A 17,447-nucleotide genomic window follows, 5' to 3' on the forward strand; every position below is an offset into this window, starting at 1 on the left:
CGTCACTTGGCGGGCGTGTCGCCCTCGGAGGGGCCACCGGCGGCGGGTGCGTCGCGGCGGATGCGCGTGAGCTTGCGGGGCGCGGGTGCGGCGGCGGGTGCCGGGGCGGCGCCTTCGGCGGCTTCATCGGCGAAGTCGACCACGGTGCTGCGGGCGTACAGGTCGACCGAGGCGTCGGCGGCATTCGACTTGGTCGAGGCGGACACGGCGCGCACGCGGTCGCTGGCGCGCAGCTTGTCGTCCACGTTGGCGAACTTCGAATACTTGGCGAGCAGCGGCACCAGCTGGCCGTAGATGCGCGGGGCGCCGGCCAGGCATTCGCGCTGTTCGAGGAACTCGGGCTCGCCCGTGAAGTTGCCGATCAGGCCGCCAGCCTCGGTAACCAGCAGCGAACCCGCGGCCACGTCCCAGGGGTTCAGGCCGGTCTCGAAGAAGGCGTCGGTGAAGCCGGCCGCCACGTAGGCGAGGTCGAGCGCGGCGGCGCCGGGGCGGCGCAGGCCGGCGGCGCGGGGCATCATGTCCGCCATGATGGCCAGGTACTGCTTGAAGTTGTCGCCGGTGCGGAACGGGAAGCCGGTGGAGATCAGGCACTCGTTGAGGCGGGTGCGCTTGGAGACGCGGATGCGCCGCTCGTTCATGTAGGCGCCGCGGCCCTTGGTGGCGGTGAACAGGTCGTTGCGGGTGGGGTCGTACACCACGGCCTGCTCGATCTTGCCGCGCACCGACAGCGCGATGGACACGCAGTACACCGGGAAGCCGTGGATGAAATTGGTGGTGCCGTCGAGCGGATCGATGATCCAGACGTAGTCGGAGTCCTTGGCGCCGTGTTCGGTGCCCGATTCTTCGGCCAGGATGCCGTGCCCCGGGTACGCGCCAAGCAGCGTCTCGATGATCGCTTTTTCGCTGGCGTGATCGACTTCGGTGACGAAGTCGTTGACCTGCTTCTGGGAGATGCGCACGGCCTCGACGTCGAGGGCGGCGCGGTTGATGATCGCGCCGGCGGCGCGTGCGGCCTTGACGGCCACGTTGAGCATGGGATGCAGGTTGGGGGACGACATTGGATTGTGGGAAGAACGGTGGGGAGGTCCCCGGAGGCGGCCCGGCGATGCGGGCAGCGAGAATCGGGGGATTTTACCGGCTCCGCCGTTTCGTGTCTCCAAATCCGCCATGCGCACCCGTTTCATCCTGATCCAGACCAGCCACGCCGGCAATGTGGGCGCCGCCGCCCGCGCCATGAAAACCATGGGTTTTTCCGACCTCGTGCTGGTGGCACCGCGCTGGGCCAACGTGCTCCGGCGTGAGGAAACCATCCAGCGCGCGAGCGGCGCGCTCGACGTGCTGACCAACGCCCGCATTGTCGAAACGCTGGACGAAGCCCTGGACGGCGTCACCCACCTGTGCGCCACGGCCATGATCCCGCGCGACTTCGGCCCGCCCACGCGCACGCCCCGGGAGCACCTGGAACCGCTGGCCAAACAGGGCGACCAGCACGTGGCCTTCCTGTTCGGCTCTGAGCGATTCGGCATGCGCAACGAGGACGTCTACCGCTGCAACGTGGCCCTGAGCATCCCGACCGATCCGAAGTTCGGCTCGCTCAACCTGGGCGCGGCGATCCAGGTGGTGGCCTACGAGTGGCGGCTCGCGCTCGGCGGCTACGAGGTGCGCGAAGCCATCAACCCCGTGCAGGCGGCCGATGCGCAGGCGGTGGCCGGCATGCTCGACCACTGGGAGCGCTCGCTCGTGGAGATCGGTTTTCTCGACCCCGAGGCGCCCAAGAAGCTGATGCCGCGGCTGCAGCAGCTCTTCAACCGCGCCCAGCCCACGCCGGAGGAAATCCACATCCTGCGTGGCATCGCCAAGGCCATGGCCGACGCCGCCAAGGCACCAAGGCAGGCAAAGGCTCCTGAATAAATAAACCCCATCGGCCCTACGCCAAGACCCCCGGCCTTAGACTGCCTCGCCCCTATCGATATAACGACAACAGACAGAAGGCAGCGATGTTCTCTCGACTGCGCGCCGACATCCGGTGCATCCTCGAACGCGACCCGGCCGCCCGCAGCGCCTGGGAAGTGATCACGGTCTACCCCGGTTTCCATGCCGTGGTGCTGCATCGCTGGGCGCACGCCTGTTGGACGCATGGCTTCAAGTGGCCCGCGCGCTTCATCGCGCACTGGGCGCGCTGGCTCACCGGCATCGAGATTCACCCGGCCGCCAAGCTCGGCGACCGTGTGTTCTTCGACCACGCCATGGGCGTGGTGGTCGGCGAGACGGCCGAGATCGGCGACGGCTGCACCATCTACCAGGGCGTGACACTCGGGGGCACCTCGCTCTACAAGGGCGCCAAGCGGCACCCGACGCTGGGGCGTGATGTGGTGGTGAGCGCGGGGGCCAAGGTGCTGGGCGGCTTCGTCGTGGGCGATGGCGCCAAGATCGGCAGCAACGCGGTGGTCATCAAGCCGGTGCCGGCGGGGGCGACCGCGGTCGGCATTCCCGCACGAATCATTCCGTCGAAGACCGGCGAAAGCGCGGATGTGGCCGCACCGCAGAAGTTTTCCGCCTACGGCATCACGCAGGAAGACGACCCGCTGAGCCAGGCGCTGCGCGGGCTGATCGACAGCGCATCGAGCCAGGAGCACCAGATCGCGCTGCTGTGGCAGGCCATCGAGAAGCTGTCGGCGCAGCCGGGCACCAAGGATTGCGTGCCCGGCGATGCGGCGCGCGACGAGAACTTCGAGGCGGAAAAGCTCACGCAGCTGGTGGGCAAGTAAGAAGACGCCCGATCGATCAGCCGCCCCGCTTGGCCGGCGCGTGCAGCGCCCCGTGCACATGGCCTGCGTGCTGGCCGAAGGGCTCGGGCGCGAGGGCGGCGGTGTCCAGTTCCTGCAGGATGCCGCAGGCGTTGGCCGATTCGGGACCGCGGCATTGCTGGCGCAGCGCCTTCAGTTGCTTCTCCAGCATCTTGAGTTCGGCGATGCGCGTGGCCACGTGGCCGATGTGGTCGTCCAGCAACTGGTTGACCTCGCCGCAGTCGTCCTGCGGCGCGTCGCGGAATTTCAGCAGGCTGCGGATCTCGTCGAGCGTCATGTCGAGCGAGCGGCAGCGGCGGATGAAGCCCAGGCGCTGGGCATGGTCTTCGTCGTAGATGCGGTAGTTGCCATCGGTGCGCGCGGGCTCGGGCAGCAGTTGCTCGCGCTCGTAGTACCGGATGGTTTCGACCGGCGTGTTCGCGACCTTGGCCAGTTCCCCGATTTTCATGATGCGGCAAATGAACGAGTGGGAATGAGCGTTTGACTCTACACCTGCTTCAGGGTTTCCAATCGATGCCATGACGAACCAGAACGCCCTGAAGCCTGTGACGCCGGCCCTTCATCCGCACGACCACGATCATGGTCACGACCACGCGCCCGGGCATGCGCATTCCCCTGCCGCAACAACATCCTGCTGCGGCAATCCGGTCTGCGGCTCGTCGCCCGCCATCGATGTGGCCGATATTCCCAAGGGCGCCTTGCTCTTTCGCATTCCCACGATGGATTGCGCTGTCGAGGAATCCGAGATCCGCCGCGCGCTCGAACCGGTCGCGGGGGTCAAGGGCCTGCGCTTCCGGCTTGGCGAACGCACCCTGGCCATCACCACCGACGACGGCGTGCTGCCCCAGGCGCTCGCCGCTATCCGCAAGGCCGGCTTCAAGCCCGAGCCGCTGAACGCAGAGGGTGCCGTTGCAGCCGCGCCCGCGAAGATCGCCGGCATGAGCATCGGGCTTGCACGCCTGGTGGCTGCACTGCTGCTGGCCATCGCGGCCGAATCGATCTCGTTCATGGGGCTCGAAAGCAAGGGCTTCGTGGCGGCCGAGATGGTGCTGGCACTGAGCGCCATCGGCCTCGCCGGTCTCGACACCTACAAGAAGGGCTTCGCCGCATTGGTGCGCGGGCGCCTGAACATCAACGCGCTGATGGCCGTGGCCGTCACCGGCGCTTTTATCATCGGCCAGTGGCCCGAAGCCGCGATGGTGATGGCGCTCTATGCCATTGCGGAACTGATCGAAGCGCGCGCCGTGGACCGCGCGCGGAACGCCATCCAGAGCCTGCTGGCGCTCGCGCCCGAGCAGGCCGAGGTGAAGCAGGCCGACGGCAGCTGGCGCACCGTGATGGCCAGCGAGGTGGCGCTGGATGCCATCGCGCGCATCCGCCCCGGCGAGCGCGTGCCGCTGGACGGCGTCGTCACCGAAGGCACCAGCGCCATCGACCAGGCGCCGGTCACGGGGGAGAGCATTCCGGTCGACAAGACCGTCGGCGACCAGGTGTTCGCGGGCACCATCAACCAGACCGCCGGGCTGGAGTTCCGCGTGACGGCGGTGGCGGCCAACACCACCTTGGCGCGCATCATCCACGCGGTCGAGGAGGCGCAGGGTTCGCGCGCGCCGACGCAGCGCTTCGTCGACAGGTTCGCCGCTATCTACACGCCCACCGTCTTCGTGCTGGCGCTGGCCGTCGCGGTGCTCACGCCGCTGTTCATGGACTGGACGTGGCTACAGGCCATCTACAAGGCGCTGGTGCTGCTGGTCATCGCCTGCCCATGCGCATTGGTGATCTCGACGCCCGTCACCGTGGTGAGCGCGCTGGCCGCGGCCGCGCGGCGCGGCATTCTCATCAAGGGCGGCACGTACCTCGAAGAGGCGCGCAAGCTCAAGGCGGTTGCGCTCGACAAGACTGGCACCGTCACCGAAGGCAAGCCGAAGCTGGTCGACTCGGTGCTGGTCGACACCTCGGGCAACGAGGCCACCGTGTTCACCATTGCCGCCAGCATCGCGGGCCGTTCGGACCACCCGGTGTCGAAGGCCATCGCCGAAGGCCTGAAGGGGCCTCAGGACGAAGTCGGCGACTTCACCGCGCTGCCCGGCCGCGGCGTGCGGGCCACGCACGCGGGGCAGGCCTACGTGCTCGGCAACCACCGCCTGATCGAGGAGCGAGGCCTGTGCACGCCGTCGCTCGAAGTCGAACTGAAGCGCCATGAAGAGGCGGGTCGCACCGTCACGCTGCTGGCATCGGACAAGGCCGTGCTCGCGCTGTTCGCCGTGGCCGACACCATCAAGGAATCGTCGCAGGCCGCGGTGGCGGAACTGCGCGCGCTCGGCGTCGTGCCCGTGATGCTCACCGGGGACAACGCAGCCACCGCGAAGGCCATCGGCGCTCATGCCGGCATCGAGGACGTGCGCGGCAACCTGCTGCCCGAGGAAAAGCTCGATGCCGTCAAGGCCATGCAGCAACGCTACGGCGCCGCCGCGATGACCGGCGACGGCATCAACGACGCCCCCGCGCTCGCGCAGGCCGACATCGGCTTCGCGATGGGCGGGGCCGGCACCGACACCGCGATGGAAGCGGCCGACGTGGTCATCATGAACGACGACCTGCGCCGCATCCCCGAGACCATCCGCCTGTCGCGCCGTGCGCACTCAGTGCTGTGGCAGAACATCACGCTGGCGCTGGGCATCAAGGCCGTGTTCTTCGTGCTCGCGGTGTTCGGCAGCGCGACCATGTGGATGGCGGTATTTGCCGACATGGGGGCGAGCCTGCTGGTGGTGGCGAACGGGCTGCGTCTGATGCGCGCGAAAAAGTAGAAGCCACGGCTGCACTTCACCAGCGCGCAGCCCACGCCTCCAGCGGCACCCGCGCCGCATTGCACACATAGCTCACGGAGTGATACCACCCCGCGAGCATCATCAGCTCGATCAGCTGCGCATGGCTCCAGTGCGCACCCAGGGCCTCCCACAGTGCATCGTCCACATTGCTCGTGTCGTGCAACTGATCGACCATCGACACCAGAAGCCGGTCGCGCGGTGCGAGCAATGAAAGGTCGCCATCGGCCGATGCCATCACGCGCCGGTCGGTTTCGCTGAAGCCGGCCGCGTCTGCGAAACCGGCCCAGTGCACGCCCCATTCGTATTCGGCACCGCAGCGGGCGCAGACCCGCAGGATGACGATCTCGCGTTCGCGCAAGCCGATGGCCGCCTTGCGACCCAGCAGGTAGCGGCCCAGGTCGAGCGTGCGTTCGGCCAGCGCAGGGTTCACGGCCATCACGCGGAACAGCGCGAGGATTTCGGGCGCCTGTGGCGGCGTCATGCGAGTGAGCAGTTCGCCGATGGGTTCGGGGTAGGGCGCTTCGAGCGGGGGAATCCTCGGCGTGGGGTTCGCGGCTGTGTCGGCCATGGATGGGTTCCTTCAATGCAATGGTGGAAATCGCTACGAAAAGCGTAGCGATCCGCCGCAGTCTATCGCTACGAAATGCGTAGCGCAAGCGCGTACACTCGCCGGACGACGATCAACCGAAGGACCCGGCATGGAAGACGCACAACCCACGGCATCGCGCCGGCCCATCATGCGGCTGCTGGAGCAGCTCGGCCGCAAGGGCACGCTGCGCATCCTGTGGGAGCTGCGCGACGGGCTGCCGCAGAGCTTCAGGGCGTTGCGCACCAGCACGGACGACATGTCGCCCTCGGTGCTGAACGACCGGCTCAAGGAGCTGCGCGCTGTCGGCGTGGTCGAGCTTGCTGACGCGGGCTATGCGCTCACAGAGTCGGGCGGCGAACTCGTCAAGCGCCTCACGCCGCTGAACCAATGGGCCAACCGCTGGCTCGACGACACGGCTTCGAACTAACATCCGCCGCATCGCCTTCCGTATTCCTGTTTCCCGATGTCCGTCACTTCGCTCCTGCTGCAACTCATCGTCATCCTGATCACCGCGCGCCTGTGCGGATGGATTCTTCGCCACGTGGGCCAGCCGGGCGTCGTCGGAGAGATGGCGGCGGGGCTGATGCTCGGGCCGGTCGTGATGGGGGCGCTGTTTCCCTCGCTGCATGCGCAGCTGTTCTCCAAGGAATCGCTGCAGGGGCTCTCGTCGCTCTCGACGCTGGGGCTGGTGCTGTTCATGTTCGTGGTCGGCCTGGAGCTGCGGGCGTCGCAGGGCGTGCGTGAGCAGCTTCGCTCGGCGGGCTACGTAGGCGTGCTGAGCGTGGCCGTGCCGATGGCGCTGGGCCTGGCGATCGCGCCGGCGCTGCATCCGGCGCTCGCGCCGGCCGGGGTGGGCTTCTGGCCGTTCGCGCTGTTCATCGCGGCGGCGCTGTCGATCACCGCCTTTCCCGTGATGGCGCGCATCCTGAAAGACCGCGGCATGACGCGCACGCCTTTCGGCCAGCTGTCGCTGGGTGCTGCGGCCGTGGTCGACGTGTTCGCCTGGATCCTGCTGGCCGTGGTGGTCGCGCTGGTCGGCGCGGGCGAGGGCTACCGGGGCCTGCTCAAGACCACGCTGGGCATGGCGGTGGTGCTGCTGGCGCTGTTCTTCGGGCTCAAGCCGGCCTTCGCGCAGCTGCTGCGCGCCAAGGCGCCCGAGGGCGAGCCCTCGACCACGGTGATGGCGGCGCTGATGATCGGTCTGCTCGCGACGGCGCTGGTCACCGAGTGGCTGCACCTGCATGCGGTGTTCGGCGCCTTCCTGTTCGGCGCCTGCCTGCCGCGCGACGACAGGCTGCTGAAGTCGCTCACCGAGCGCATCGAGCCGATCTCCATCGTCGTGCTGATGCCGCTGTTCTTCGCGCTGGCGGGGCTGGGCACCACGGCCAACGCCTTCTCGGGCGCGAGCCTTGGCGCAATGCTGCTGATCGTGGGCGTTGCCACCGTGGGCAAGATCGCAGGCGGCGCGGCCGGCGCGCGCATGGCGGGCTATGGCTGGCGTGACAGCCTGGCCACGGGCTCGCTGATGAATGCGCGCGGCCTGATGGAACTGATCGTGATGAAGATCGGCCTCGATGCCGGGCTGATTGGCCCCGAGCTGTTCACGATGCTGCTGGTGATGGCGCTCGTGACCACGGCAATGACGGGGCCGCTGATCAACCTGTTCATCGGCCGCAAGGCGGCAGTCGCGTCGGACGGCGCTCACGCCAAGTCCTGACGGCGGCTCAGCCGTCGCGGCGCACCGTGAAGCCGATGCGCGTCTCGCCGCCCTGGCTCGCCGCGAACACGCGCCCGCCGTGCATGCGCGCGATGGCTTCCACAATGGACAGGCCCAGGCCGTGGTGCCGAGGCGAGCCGTCGCGGGCCGGTGCTGCGCGATAGAAGCGCTCGAACAGGCGAGGCAACGCGGCGGGGTCGATCGGCTCGCCCCGATTGACCACCGTCAAGGTGAACTCGCCGTGGTTCTTCTCGCTTCCGATCTCGATGCGGATCGTCGAAGCAGGCGCCGCAAAACGGATCGCATTGCCCAGCAGGTTGAAGAGGGCGCGACGGACCAGCGCGGCGTCCACGTCGACCATGGCGTCGCCCTTCACCTCCGCGCGCAGGCCGGCTTCTTCCAGCATGGCGTCGTAGAAGTCGATCACGTCGCTCGCCTGCGCCGCCAGGCTGGCCAGCGCCCGTGTGCGCATCGGCGTGCCGCGTTCGGCCTGCGAGAGAAACAGCATATCGGTGACGATGCCCGAGAGCCGTCCGATCTCTTCGAGGTTGGACGCGAGCACGGCCTGCAGCTCCTCGTTGCCGCGCGGACGCGTGAGCGCGAGTTCGGTGGTGCCGATCAGGTTGGCGAGCGGCGTGCGCAACTCGTGCGCCACGTCGGCATTGAAGGATTCGAGCTGCACGTAGGCGCGCTGCACCCGCAGCAGCAGCGCGTTGAACTGGGTGATCCAGGGCCGCAGTTCTTCCGCGAAATCTGCTGGGTCGATGGGCTGGTCGGCCTTGTCGGGCGCCATCGCGGCGGTGCGCCGGGTCAGCGCCTCGAGTGGGCGCAGGCCGCGCCGCACCAGCCACATGCCGGTGAGCGAGACCAGCGCCGTGCCCAGCACCACGGCGCCCAGCAGCGTCCACGCCAGGCGCCGCAGCAGTTGCGCTTCCTGCGCCGTGTTCACGCCGATGCGCGCCGACAGCTGCGTGGTGGCGCCGCCTTGCGTCCAGGGCACTTCCACGTCGCGCAGCATCCAGCGGCCTCCGGCCAGGGGCCTGGACTGATAGAGCGGCTTGCCCTCGTGCGAGATCGACAGCGTCACGTCGTCATGCATCGAGAAGAAGTCGTCGAGCTTGTGTTGCAGGAAGGCGAGATCGCCGCCTTTGTCGGCTTCCTGCATCAGGTGCTGCACCAGCACGGCCTTGTGTTCGAGTTCTTCTTCCTGCTTCTGCCTGAAGTTCCAGGCCGTGACGAGGTAGATGGCGAAGCAGATCGCGCTCAGCCCCAGCAGCGTCTGTGCCGCGAACCAGAGCGACAGCCGGCTCTGCAGCGATTGCGGCCGGGGACTCATCGGGAAAATGCCGCCCCGCGAAGCGGGCAAGCCCCTGGGGGAGGGCTCATGCCCAGGACCGGTCTTCCAGCACGTAGCCCATGCCGCGCACCGTGTGCAGCAGCTTCGCTTCGAACGGATCGTCGAGCTTGCTGCGCAGGCGCCGGATGGCCACTTCCACCACGTTGGTGTCGCTGTCGAAGTTCATGTCCCACACCTGCTCGGCGAGCGCGGTGCGCGACAGGATCTGGCCGCGTCGGCGCAGCAGCACCAGCAGAAGCGTGAACTCCTTGGCCGTGAGGTCGAGCCGCGTGCGGTTGCGCGTGCACTTGCGGCTGACGAGATCGACCTCCAGGTCGGCCAGCCGCAGCACGGTAGATTCCTGCTGCTTGCCGCGGCGCAGCAGCGCCTGCACGCGCGCCAGCAGTTCGGAGAAGGAGAAGGGCTTGACGAGGTAGTCGTCAGCGCCCTGCTGCAGCCCCTGCACGCGGTCCTCGACCTTGTCGCGCGCCGTCAGCACCAGCACGGGCACGTTCTTCGTGCGGCGGATGGCCTGCAGCACGGCAAAGCCGTCGATGCCGGGCAGCATCACGTCGAGCAGGATGAGTGCATAGTCGCCCTCGGTGGCGAGGTACCTCCCCTCGATGCCGTCGCGAGCGATATCCACGACATAGCCGTTCTCCTCGAGTCCCTTTTTCAGGTAGTCGCCCAGTTTGGGTTCGTCTTCTATGACAAGGATTCGCATTCACGCATGGTATCGAAGCGCTTTCGATACGGGGATTACGATTTGGTAATCCTATCGACGGATAAAGCCTTCACCCGGCGTCATACATTGCGCCGGGCCCGCAGGCCGCAAGGCCTTTGCCAGAGCCTGCCGCGCGCCGCCGATATACTTTTTGCTCCCATGCGCCGCTGGCTTCTCATCTTCCTGCTCGTCCTGTTGCCGTTCCAGTTCAGCTGGGCGTCGGCATCGGCGTACTGCCAGCATGAGCGCGACACGCAGCCCGAGCACTGGGGCCATCACGAAAGCGAAACCCGCGGCACCGACCGCAGCCACAGCGGGGAGGGCGCGCAGAAGAATTCCAGCACCCAGCCGAATGCCGTGGTCGGCGACTACGCGGTCTGCCATGCCGGCAGCTTGCAGCATGCAGAAGCTTCGGCAGAGCCGGTGATGGCCGTGACGCGCGTGGCCCCGGCCCTGCGCGCGACGTCCGCCGAGCGCTTCGCCTCGCACATCTCCGACGTTCCGGTCCGTCCCGACTGGTCTCTCGCCCTTTGATTCGGCGAGAGAACACCCCCCTTTTCTGATTTCCACCATCAGCTGAGCTCTCGCCGAATTCGTCCGTCCGTTGTTTCGCAACCCAGGAGAATTCGATGCGCACGCTCTTCGTGCCGCTGGCCGCGTTGGCCATGGCGGCGCCCCCGGCTTTTTCACAGGTCATGCCGACCGCTGCCGGCTCCCCGTATTCACAGCAATCCGGCGCGGCGGCCCGCACACTGGAGCCCGCAGGCCCGCTGACGCTGGGCAACGCCGTTGCGATGGCGTTGCAGGCCAACCCCGGCCTGTCTGCGGCATCCCGCGAGCAGGACGCCACCGAGGCCGCCGTCGTCCAGGCCGGCGCCTGGCCCAATCCCACGCTCGACGCGCAGGTGGAAGACCTGCGCCGCGACAACCGCACCACCACGCTGCAGCTGAGCCAGTCGCTCGAACTGGGCGGCAAGCGCGCCGCCCGCGTGACGGCGGCCGAGCGCGCGAGAGACCAGGCCGTCTCGGCGCTGGCCGGCCGTCGCGCCGAGATCCGCGCGGCGACGGTCACCGCCTTCTTCGACGTGCTGACCTCGCAGGAGCGCCTGCGGCTTGCGCAGGATTCCGCCGGACTCGCGCAGACGGTCACCCGCGCGGCGGCCAACCGCGTGGCAGCCGGCAAGGTCTCGCCGCTGGAAGAAACCAGGGCGCGCGTGGCCGAGGCCGGCATCCGCGTCGAGCTGCTGCAGGCAGAGGGCGCGCTGCGCTCGGCGCGCCAGCAGCTGGCCGCGCTGTGGGGCAATCCGAGCCCGCGCTTCGCGCAGGTGGAAGGCGCGATCGACCAACTGCCGGCGATGGTGCCGGCGCAGGAAGTGGAAAGCCGCCTGGGTGCCGCGCCCGTGGTGCGGCAGGCGCGGCTCGAAGTCGAGCGGCGCAAGGCGCTGTCCGAGTTGGAGCAGGCCAGGCGCATTCCCGACCTGACTGTGTCGCTCGGCGCCAAGCGCGTGCCGTCCTCCGAGGGCGAGACCGGCGGCAGCCGCCGCAACCAGGTGGTCGTGGGCCTGTCGGTTCCGTTGCCGATCTTCGACACCAACCGCGGCAACGTCGCCGAGGCCCTGAGCCGCGAAGAGAAGGCCCGCGACGACCTCGCCGCCGCCGAGCTGCAGCTGGGCACAGACGTCACACAGGCTTCGGAGCGGCTGCGCTCCGCGCGCGCCACCGCGCAGACGCTGAAGCGCGATGCGCTGCCCGGCGCCGAAGCCGCCTACAGGGCCGCGACCAAGGGCTTCGAGCTCGGCAAGTTCAGCTTTCTTGAAGCGCTCGATGCGCAGCGCACGCTGTTCCAGGTGCGTGCGCAGTACCTGCTCGCACTGGCCGACGCGCACCGCGCGGCCGGCGACCTCGACCGGCTGCTCGGCAACGAAGCCAGCGACTTCTCTCCCGCGACGGCGCCTATTGCGCGCTGACAGGCAAGGAATTCCAAAGATCATGAACACCGAAGAACGCAAACCTTTCGCTGAAAAAAGCGGGGGCAGGAAGCAGTGGATCGCCATCGCGGTCGTCGTGGTGCTGGGCCTTGGCGCGGGCGCGATGATTCTGCGCACCGCACCCACCAAGCCCGAAGCAGCGGGCCATTCGGAGGCCGCGGGGCACGGCGACGGCGAGCACCATGAAGAAGAAGGCCACAAGGAAGCCGAGGCGCAGGGCAAGGACCACGATCACAGCCATGGCGAAGCCTCGGGCCATACCGACAAGGAGCACCACGAAGAGGGCAAGCGGGAAGCCAGCCACGAGCCCGCCGGCCACAAGGAAGACGAAGAGAAGATCGCCTTCACGGACGAGCAGATCAAGGCGGCCGACGTGAGCATCGAGAGCGCCGGCCCCGCGCGCATCAAGACGTCGCTGCAGCTGCCCGGCGAGATCAAGTTCAACGAGGACCGCACTGCCCACGTGGTGCCGCGCGTGGCGGGCGTGGTCGACAGTGTGTCGGCCAACCTGGGGCAGGAAGTGAAGCGTGGCCAGGTGCTCGCGGTGCTGTCGAGCCCGGGGCTTTCGGAGCAGCGCAGCGAACTGCAGTCTGCGCAGCGCCGGCTGCAGCTGGCCCGCACCACCTACGAGCGCGAGAAGAAGCTGTGGGAAGAAAAGATCTCGCCGCAGCAGGACTACCTGCAAGCTCAGCAGGCGATGCAGGAGGCGCAGATCGCAGTGGCCAACGCCAACCAGAAGCTGCTGGCGCTCGGCGCCACGCCCGGCTCGTCGGCGCTGGGCCGCTACGAACTGCGCGCGCCCTTCGACGGCATGGTGGTCGAGAAGCACATCTCGCTCGGCGAATCGGTGGGAGAAGCCGTCAACGTCTTCACCATCTCCGACCTGTCGACCGTGTGGGCCGAGATCAGCGTGGCCGCCAACAACCTGAACCTGGTGCGCATCGGCGAGCGCGTGACCATCCGCTCGACCTCGTTCGACCAGACGGCCAGTGGCACGGTGTCGTACGTGGGCTCGCTGATCGGCGCGCAGACGCGCACGGCCACCGCGCGCGTCACGCTCACCAACCCGCAGCGCATCTGGCGACCGGGCCTGTTCGTGAATGTCGAGCTCGTGGCCTCCGAGACGGATGCGCTCGTGACCGTCTCGGCCGAAGCGGTGCAGACGGTGGAGGACAAGCCGACCGTGTTCCTCAGGGTGTCCGGCGGCTTCGTGCCGCAGCACGTGCAGACCGGCCGCAGCGACGGCAAGCGTATCGAGATCGTGAGCGGACTGAAGCCCGGCGCGGCCTATGCCGCCAGCGGCAGCTTCGTCGTGAAGTCGCAGCAGGGCAAGAGCTCGGCCACGCACACCCACTGAGGACGCCTGCATGTTCGAACGCATCATTCGCTTCTCCATCGAACAGCGCTGGCTGATCCTGCTCGCCGTGCTCGGCATGGCCGCACTCGGCATCTTCAGCTACCAGAAGCTGCCCATCGATGCGGTGCCCGACATCACCAACGTGCAGGTGCAGATCAACACCGCCGCACCCGGCTATTCGCCGCTGGAGACCGAGCAGCGTGTGACCTACCCGATCGAGACGGTCATGGCCGGGCTGCCGGGCTTGCAGCAGACCCGTTCGCTGTCGCGCTACGGCCTGTCGCAGGTGACGGTGATCTTCAAGGACGGCATCGACATCTACTTCGCGCGGCAGCTCGTCAACGAGCGCATCCAGTCTGCGCGGGAAAGCATGCCGAGCGGCATTTCGCCGGTGATCGGGCCGATCTCGACCGGCCTCGGCGAGATCTACCTCTGGACCGTCGAGGCACAGGAGGGCGCGAGGAAAGCCGACGGCAAGCCCTACTCGCCCACCGACCTGCGCGAGATCCAGGACTGGATCATCAAGCCGCAGCTGCGCAACGTGGCGGGCGTGACCGAGATCAACTCCATCGGCGGCTACGCCAAGGAGTTCCAGATCGCGCCCGACCCCGCCAAGCTGCTGGCCCACGGCCTCACGATGACCGACATCGTCACCGCGCTGGAGCGCAACAACGCCAACGTGGGCGCGGGCTACATCGAGAAGCGCGGCGAGCAGTACCTCATTCGCGCGCCGGGGCAGGTGAAGTCGGTGGAAGACATCGGCAACGTGATCCTCGGCAACGCGGGCGGCATTCCGCTGCGCGTGCAGGACGTGGCCGAGGTCGGCATCGGCAACGAGCTGCGCACGGGTGCCGCCACCGACAACGGCCGCGAAGTGGTGCTCGGCACCGTGTTCATGCTGATCGGCGAGAACAGCCGCACCGTGTCGCAGGCTGTCGATAAAAAGATGCGGGAGATCAACCGCACGCTGCCCGCCGGCGTGAAGGCGGTGACGGTGTACGACCGCACGGTGCTGGTCGACAAGGCCATCGCCACGGTGAAGAAGAACCTGTTCGAGGGCGCGGTGCTGGTCATCGCGATCCTGTTCCTGTTCCTCGGCAACATCCGCGCGGCGCTGATCACGGCGCTGGTGATTCCGCTGTCGATGCTCTTCACCTTCACCGGCATGGTGAACCAGAAGGTCAGCGCCAACCTCATGAGCCTGGGCGCGCTGGACTTCGGCATCATCATCGACGGCGCGGTGGTGATCGTGGAGAACTGCGTGCGGCGGCTGGCCCATGCACAGGCGCACAAGGGGCGGCCGCTGACGCGCAGCGAGCGCTTTCATGAAGTGTTCGCGGCCTCGCAGGAGGCGAGGCGGCCGCTGCTGTTCGGCCAGCTGATCATCATGATCGTGTACCTGCCGATCTTTGCGCTCACGGGGGTCGAGGGAAAGCTGTTCCACCCGATGGCCTTCACCGTGGTGATTGCGCTGCTGGGCGCGATGATCCTGTCGATCACCTTCATCCCCGCGGCCGTGGCGCTGTTCATCGGCAACAAGGTCAGCGAGAAGGAGAACCGCCTGATGGTGTGGGCCAAGCGCGGCTACGAGCCGCTGCTTGCGCGCGTCATGTCGGCCAAGCCGCTGGTCATCACGCTGGCCGCGGTGGCGGTGATGCTGTCGGGCCTGCTGGCGACGCGCCTGGGCACCGAGTTCGTGCCGAGCCTGAGCGAGGGAGATTTCGCGATCCAGGCGCTGCGCATTCCGGGCACGAGCCTCACGCAGTCGGTCGAGATGCAGAAGCAGCTCGAACGCACGCTGAAGGCGAAGTTTCCGGAGATCGAGCGCGTGTTCGCGCGCACGGGCACGGCCGAGATTGCATCGGACCCGATGCCACCGAACATCTCCGACGGCTACATCATGCTCAAGCCCGAGAGCGAGTGGCCCAAGCCGAAGCGCACGCGGGAAGAACTGCTGGCCGCCGTGCAGGAAGAGGTGGAGAAGTTGCCGGGCAACAACTACGAGTTTTCGCAGCCGATCCAGCTGCGCTTCAACGAGCTGATCTCAGGCGTGCGCAGCGACGTGGCCGTGAAGATCTTCGGCGACGACATGGACGTGCTGAACAAGACGGCGGCCGAGGTGTCGGGCACGTTGGGCAAGATCGCCGGCGCGGCCGAAGTGAAGGTCGAGCAGACCACCGGCCTGCCGATGCTCACGGTGAACATCGACCGCAACCAGACCGCGCGCTACGGCCTCAATGTGGGCGACGTGCAGGACGCGATCTCGGCCGCGGTCGGCGGGCGCGAAGCGGGCACGCTGTTCGACGGCGACCGGCGCTTCAACATCATCGTGCGGCTGCCCGAGAACCTGCGTACCGACCTCGAGGCCATCAAGCGCTTGCCCGTTGCCTTGCCGAAGGGAGCAGGCGCGGGCGCCGAAGGCATGCGCACCAGCTTCATCCCGCTGGGAGAGGTGGCCACGCTCGACATTGCGCCCGGCCCCAACCAGGTGAGCCGCGAGGACGGCAAGCGCCGCATCGTGGTGAGTGCCAACGTGCGCGGCCGCGACCTCGGCTCCTTCGTGGCCGAAGCCGAGGAGGCGATGGGCAAGGTGAAGATCCCTGCCGGCTACTGGACCGTGTGGGGCGGTCAGTACGAGAACCTCGCCTCGGCCACCGAACGGCTGCAGGTGGTGGTGCCGGTGTCGCTGCTGCTGGTGTTCACGCTGCTGTTCGCGATGTTCGGCAACCTGAAGGACGGCCTGCTGGTGTTCACCGGCATTCCGTTCGCGCTCACGGGCGGCATCGTGGCGCTGTGGTTGCGCGGCATTCCGCTGTCGATTTCGGCGGCAGTGGGCTTCATCGCGCTGTCGGGCGTGGCGGTGCTCAACGGGCTGGTGATGATCTCGTTCATCCGCAATCTGCGTGAAGGCGGGCTGCCGCTGGACGCCGCGATCCGCGAGGGCGCGCTCACGCGGCTGCGGCCGGTGCTGATGACGGCGCTGGTCGCCTCGCTGGGTTTCGTGCCGATGGCCATCGCCACCGGCACCGGCGCCGAGGTGCAGCGGCCGCTGGCGACGGTGGTAATCGGCGGCATCTTGTCGTCGACCGCGCTGACGCTGCTGGTGCTTCCGCTGCTCTACCGCATCGCGCACCGGCGCGACGAGGAGGAACAGGAAGAGGAAGCGCAGGATCAGCGACGCGGCGCACCGCTCGGTGCCTAGCCGGAGCCGCACGGGCCGATTTTTCCGGGAGGAGGCGGTCCGGCTGTCACAAACACACGCAGCCGGACGTCTTGCAGGTGGGAGCATCCACGGGGATGCTCTTTTCGTACTCTTCGACCAAGGAATCGACCATGAAGATCGTCATCATCGGAGGCTCCGGCCTCATCGGCTCGAAACTCGCCGCGCGGCTGCGACAGGCCGGCCACGAGGTCGTCGCCGCGTCACCCTCCACCGGCGTCAATGCTCTCACCGGCGAAGGCCTGAAGGAGGCGCTCGCGGGCGCCCGCGTGGTCGTGGACGTCGCGAACTCGCCTTCGTTCGAGGACGAGGCCGTGCGCCACTTCTTCGAGACCTCCGGACGCAACCTGCTCGCGGCCGAGGCGGAGGCCGGCGTGGCGCATCACATCGCGCTGTCGGTGGTCGGCACCAGGCGCCTGCTGGACAGCGGCTACTTTCGCGCCAAGCAGCTCCAGGAAGAGCTGATCGAGGCATCGCCCGTGCCGTACACCATCGTGCAGGCCACGCAGTTCTTCGAGTTCGTGGGCAGCATCGCGGCATCGAGCGTCCAGGACGGCGCGGTGCGGTTGTCGAACGCGCGGATCCAGCCGATGGCGGCGGAGGACGTGGCGGCGGCGCTGGCCAAGGTCGTGACCGAGCCGCCGGCGCAGGGCCGTATCGAGATCGCCGGGCCCGAGGCCATGCCGCTCGACGAACTGGTGCGCCGCTTTTTCGCGGCGAACGGCGATGCCCGGCCGGTCGTGACCGATCCCGGATCGCACTACTTCGGCGTGCGGCTCGACGACAGTTCGCTGACGCCCGGCGCCAACCCGCGCCTGGGGGCGACCCGCTTCGAAGACTGGCTCGCGCAGCACGCGAAGGCCTGAGAAGGGGCGGGCGCT

15 protein-coding genes are annotated in these 17,447 nt (G+C 67.9%); 10 read left to right on the forward strand and 5 right to left on the reverse strand.

Annotated elements, in window-relative coordinates; genetic code table 11:
- Window positions 1-2 precede the first annotated feature (2 nt).
- A complete protein-coding gene (locus ACEOAB_RS08640) occupies window positions 3-1,058 on the reverse strand; it encodes an inositol monophosphatase family protein (protein WP_056596436.1) in 1,056 nt (351 codons plus the stop codon).
- Window positions 1,059-1,167: 109 nt separating this feature from the next.
- Between ACEOAB_RS08640 and ACEOAB_RS08645 the strand changes: the two genes are divergently transcribed.
- Complete coding sequence (locus ACEOAB_RS08645; RefSeq protein WP_056596433.1) at window positions 1,168-1,911, forward strand: RNA methyltransferase; 744 nt, start codon at window positions 1,168-1,170, stop codon at window positions 1,909-1,911.
- A gap of 86 nt (window positions 1,912-1,997) precedes the next feature.
- Window positions 1,998-2,768: a serine O-acetyltransferase gene (cysE, locus tag ACEOAB_RS08650; RefSeq protein WP_056596431.1), complete on the forward strand. Its 771-nt coding sequence runs from the start codon at window positions 1,998-2,000 to the stop codon at window positions 2,766-2,768.
- A 16-nt stretch (window positions 2,769-2,784) separates the two neighbouring features.
- Here the strand turns inward: cysE and cadR are convergent, their stop codons facing one another.
- Complete coding sequence (cadR, locus tag ACEOAB_RS08655) at window positions 2,785-3,255, reverse strand: Cd(II)/Pb(II)-responsive transcriptional regulator (protein ID WP_413750114.1); 471 nt, start codon at window positions 3,253-3,255, stop codon at window positions 2,785-2,787.
- 70 nt (window positions 3,256-3,325) lie between these two features.
- Here cadR and ACEOAB_RS08660 point away from each other — a divergent pair, with 70 nt between their 5' ends.
- Window positions 3,326-5,614, forward strand: coding sequence for a heavy metal translocating P-type ATPase (locus tag ACEOAB_RS08660; RefSeq protein WP_413750113.1), 2,289 nt, complete (start codon window positions 3,326-3,328; stop codon window positions 5,612-5,614).
- A gap of 16 nt (window positions 5,615-5,630) precedes the next feature.
- On the opposite strand, the gene ACEOAB_RS08665 is transcribed toward ACEOAB_RS08660, so the two are convergent.
- The gene (locus ACEOAB_RS08665; RefSeq protein WP_413750112.1) at window positions 5,631-6,203 is read right to left on the reverse strand and encodes a carboxymuconolactone decarboxylase family protein; all 573 of its coding nucleotides are present in this window, start codon (window positions 6,201-6,203) and stop codon (window positions 5,631-5,633) included.
- Between the two features lie 130 nt (window positions 6,204-6,333).
- Here ACEOAB_RS08665 and ACEOAB_RS08670 point away from each other — a divergent pair, with 130 nt between their 5' ends.
- Together ACEOAB_RS08670 and ACEOAB_RS08675 are read left to right on the forward strand one after the other, a co-directional pair.
- Window positions 6,334-6,651 (forward strand): winged helix-turn-helix transcriptional regulator, encoded by a 318-nt coding sequence (locus ACEOAB_RS08670; RefSeq protein WP_413750111.1) that lies wholly within the window; start codon window positions 6,334-6,336, stop codon window positions 6,649-6,651.
- Between the two features lie 36 nt (window positions 6,652-6,687).
- Window positions 6,688-7,941, forward strand: coding sequence for a cation:proton antiporter (locus ACEOAB_RS08675; RefSeq protein ID WP_056596414.1), 1,254 nt, complete (start codon window positions 6,688-6,690; stop codon window positions 7,939-7,941).
- A 7-nt stretch (window positions 7,942-7,948) separates the two neighbouring features.
- Here the strand turns inward: ACEOAB_RS08675 and ACEOAB_RS08680 are convergent, their stop codons facing one another.
- Both ACEOAB_RS08680 and ACEOAB_RS08685 read right to left on the reverse strand, forming a co-directional pair.
- Complete coding sequence (locus ACEOAB_RS08680) at window positions 7,949-9,277, reverse strand: heavy metal sensor histidine kinase (RefSeq protein WP_413750110.1); 1,329 nt, start codon at window positions 9,275-9,277, stop codon at window positions 7,949-7,951.
- Between the two features lie 46 nt (window positions 9,278-9,323).
- Window positions 9,324-10,001 carry a heavy metal response regulator transcription factor gene (locus ACEOAB_RS08685; protein WP_056596408.1) on the reverse strand — a complete coding sequence of 226 codons (678 nt, stop codon included), beginning with the start codon at window positions 9,999-10,001 and terminating at the stop codon, window positions 9,324-9,326.
- 6 nt (window positions 10,002-10,007) lie between these two features.
- Between ACEOAB_RS08685 and czcI the strand changes: the two genes are divergently transcribed.
- From czcI to ACEOAB_RS08710, 5 genes are all read left to right on the forward strand, one after another.
- On the forward strand, window positions 10,008-10,535 hold the full coding sequence (czcI, locus tag ACEOAB_RS08690) for a cation efflux protein, CzcI family (RefSeq protein ID WP_413750109.1): 528 nt from the start codon (window positions 10,008-10,010) through the stop codon (window positions 10,533-10,535).
- A 95-nt stretch (window positions 10,536-10,630) separates the two neighbouring features.
- Window positions 10,631-11,968, forward strand: coding sequence for a TolC family protein (locus ACEOAB_RS08695; protein WP_495653607.1), 1,338 nt, complete (start codon window positions 10,631-10,633; stop codon window positions 11,966-11,968).
- A 22-nt stretch (window positions 11,969-11,990) separates the two neighbouring features.
- On the forward strand, window positions 11,991-13,346 hold the full coding sequence (locus ACEOAB_RS08700) for an efflux RND transporter periplasmic adaptor subunit (protein WP_413750628.1): 1,356 nt from the start codon (window positions 11,991-11,993) through the stop codon (window positions 13,344-13,346).
- A 10-nt stretch (window positions 13,347-13,356) separates the two neighbouring features.
- Entirely contained in the window at window positions 13,357-16,548 is a 3,192-nt protein-coding gene (locus tag ACEOAB_RS08705) for a CusA/CzcA family heavy metal efflux RND transporter (protein WP_495653608.1), read from the forward strand.
- A 131-nt stretch (window positions 16,549-16,679) separates the two neighbouring features.
- Window positions 16,680-17,432: an SDR family oxidoreductase gene (locus ACEOAB_RS08710; protein WP_413750630.1), complete on the forward strand. Its 753-nt coding sequence runs from the start codon at window positions 16,680-16,682 to the stop codon at window positions 17,430-17,432.
- Window positions 17,433-17,447: the final 15 nt, after the last annotated feature.

The sequence above is a fragment of the Variovorax sp. Varisp53 genome, assembly GCF_059491555.1.

What these genes read in the sequence shown, in the direction of transcription:
- cysE (WP_056596431.1), top strand. Translation starts at nt 1,998, where the DNA reads ATGTTCTCTCGACTGCGCGCCGACATCCGGTGCATCCTCGAACGCGAC.
- ACEOAB_RS08670 (WP_413750111.1), top strand. Translation starts at nt 6,334, where the DNA reads ATGGAAGACGCACAACCCACGGCATCGCGCCGGCCCATCATGCGGCTG.
- czcI (WP_413750109.1), top strand. Translation starts at nt 10,008, where the DNA reads ATGGTATCGAAGCGCTTTCGATACGGGGATTACGATTTGGTAATCCTA.
- ACEOAB_RS08640 (WP_056596436.1), bottom strand. Translation starts at nt 1,058, where the DNA reads ATGTCGTCCCCCAACCTGCATCCCATGCTCAACGTGGCCGTCAAGGCC.
- ACEOAB_RS08680 (WP_413750110.1), bottom strand. Translation starts at nt 9,277, where the DNA reads ATGAGTCCCCGGCCGCAATCGCTGCAGAGCCGGCTGTCGCTCTGGTTC.
- ACEOAB_RS08710 (WP_413750630.1), top strand. Translation starts at nt 16,680, where the DNA reads ATGAAGATCGTCATCATCGGAGGCTCCGGCCTCATCGGCTCGAAACTC.
- cadR (WP_413750114.1), bottom strand. Translation starts at nt 3,255, where the DNA reads ATGAAAATCGGGGAACTGGCCAAGGTCGCGAACACGCCGGTCGAAACC.
- ACEOAB_RS08700 (WP_413750628.1), top strand. Translation starts at nt 11,991, where the DNA reads ATGAACACCGAAGAACGCAAACCTTTCGCTGAAAAAAGCGGGGGCAGG.
- ACEOAB_RS08645 (WP_056596433.1), top strand. Translation starts at nt 1,168, where the DNA reads ATGCGCACCCGTTTCATCCTGATCCAGACCAGCCACGCCGGCAATGTG.
- ACEOAB_RS08695 (WP_495653607.1), top strand. Translation starts at nt 10,631, where the DNA reads ATGCGCACGCTCTTCGTGCCGCTGGCCGCGTTGGCCATGGCGGCGCCC.
- ACEOAB_RS08675 (WP_056596414.1), top strand. Translation starts at nt 6,688, where the DNA reads ATGTCCGTCACTTCGCTCCTGCTGCAACTCATCGTCATCCTGATCACC.
- ACEOAB_RS08705 (WP_495653608.1), top strand. Translation starts at nt 13,357, where the DNA reads ATGTTCGAACGCATCATTCGCTTCTCCATCGAACAGCGCTGGCTGATC.
- ACEOAB_RS08665 (WP_413750112.1), bottom strand. Translation starts at nt 6,203, where the DNA reads ATGGCCGACACAGCCGCGAACCCCACGCCGAGGATTCCCCCGCTCGAA.
- ACEOAB_RS08685 (WP_056596408.1), bottom strand. Translation starts at nt 10,001, where the DNA reads ATGCGAATCCTTGTCATAGAAGACGAACCCAAACTGGGCGACTACCTG.
- ACEOAB_RS08660 (WP_413750113.1), top strand. Translation starts at nt 3,326, where the DNA reads ATGACGAACCAGAACGCCCTGAAGCCTGTGACGCCGGCCCTTCATCCG.